Genomic DNA, 1,256 nt, shown 5'->3' on the forward strand with positions numbered 1-1,256 from the left:
AATAGCATCTATAACTGGATGGGATTACATTTTGTCAGCCCTAGCTACTGTTGCATGATTTTTGAAAATTGGTATTACAAGGAGTTCTAGGTTTTTTGTTACTGCCCATTTGACAGTCCCTTCATTAATTATATCGTCAAATCCTGATTCTCCCACTTTAATGGGTTTGATGCCTAACTCATCTGCCGATCGAAGTTCATCATCAAGAGTCGCTGGGGATTGATTGAAAAAGCGAAGGCTGGGAACATTATTTGAAAATGATTGTGTCACAACAGAATTTAGCGATAATCCACTACTAAGATTAGTGGCTAATGTTGCTGTTGGCAATAAGGGCGATCGGGCTTCAGCATATCCACCACTCTGATTCCCAATCATCGCCTGAATCAACTCTATCTGATTCTGACTGGTTTTTAGGTGGCTCATTTCTTCATGGCAGATTTCCAGAATGTCAGAAATCTCTCGCTTTAGCTCATATATATCGCGATCGGGTAAATATTTAGCACGAGTTTGCACCTCAGCCAAGCCATCAATAACTTGACGGAGCATTGACTGAAGCACATCGCTCTCTTGGTTGATTCCCATTATCTCCCTAACGTTTTCTGGATGTCCTCAGCTTCTCCAATAGCATCATTGAGAGTTTTGATACCATCAGCACACATATCAAAAAGCGTTTTCATTAAAGCAGGCGATTCAGAGATAGATGTATCAGGGATTTTTCCAGCTAATGCTTTGGTGTCTTCCACCAATTCCATGACTTTATCCATCGTTGCCTGAAAGTCTTCTATTTGATCTAGTAATGCCATGCTCTCACTCCAAAAACTATTAATATTATTCTAAACTAACGCAACTAATTTTCCCATATTTCATCAGGAACGAAAGGAGTAGCAACAATTGTCAATTCTGGTTCTGACCCTCGGTAAACTGCTCTTCCTCTGGGTTCTACAGGTAAACTTGCAGCTCGATCATCGTCAAGTAACCTCTGACTAGCAGCGGGTTGGACTCGGAAAATAAGTCTTTCATCCATATTATCTGATATCTGGCTCGGAATGACTTCTGGTGTCGGTCGCTGGCTACAGTAAATAATGTGAATCCCAGTCACGCGAGCTTGTGCTGCTAATCCCATCAAATTTTTTTCTATCGATTCCCTTGTCTTCCTTTCAGCATTTTGGATGTAAAATGGGTAGTCCCCTGAAGGAAAGGATCGAGAGAATAAAACTGAATTCAAAGAAAAGTAGGCATTTAGAGTTGTAAATTAG

3 protein-coding genes are annotated in these 1,256 nt (G+C 40.6%); all 3 read right to left on the reverse strand.

Annotated features, from left to right (window positions below; all coding sequences use genetic code 11):
- Nucleotides 1-24: 24 nt before the first annotated feature.
- Genes QUA58_RS31320 through QUA58_RS31330 form a run of 3 tightly spaced genes read right to left on the reverse strand, consistent with a single transcriptional unit; the run spans nt 25 to nt 1,123 of the window.
- On the reverse strand, nt 25-582 hold the full coding sequence (locus tag QUA58_RS31320) for a hypothetical protein (RefSeq protein ID WP_333398016.1): 558 nt from the start codon (nt 580-582) through the stop codon (nt 25-27).
- Nucleotides 582-803: a hypothetical protein gene (locus tag QUA58_RS31325; RefSeq protein ID WP_333257559.1), complete on the reverse strand. Its 222-nt coding sequence runs from the start codon at nt 801-803 to the stop codon at nt 582-584. Before QUA58_RS31325 ends, QUA58_RS31320 begins: the two co-directional genes overlap by 1 nt.
- A 44-nt stretch (nt 804-847) precedes the next feature.
- Entirely contained in the window at nt 848-1,123 is a 276-nt protein-coding gene (locus QUA58_RS31330; RefSeq protein WP_333257556.1) for a hypothetical protein, read from the reverse strand.
- Nucleotides 1,124-1,256 lie beyond the last annotated feature (133 nt).

Origin of the sequence: Microcoleus sp. N9_A1 (genome assembly GCF_036701795.1) — a bacterium.
Lineage (GTDB): Bacteria > Cyanobacteriota > Cyanobacteriia > Cyanobacteriales > Microcoleaceae > Microcoleus.

Excerpts from the sequence above, each read along its gene's own strand:
- QUA58_RS31320 (WP_333398016.1), bottom strand. The coding sequence starts at position 582 with ATGGGAATCAACCAAGAGAGCGATGTGCTTCAGTCAATGCTCCGTCAA.
- QUA58_RS31325 (WP_333257559.1), bottom strand. The coding sequence starts at position 803 with ATGGCATTACTAGATCAAATAGAAGACTTTCAGGCAACGATGGATAAA.
- QUA58_RS31330 (WP_333257556.1), bottom strand. The coding sequence starts at position 1,123 with ATGGGATTAGCAGCACAAGCTCGCGTGACTGGGATTCACATTATTTAC.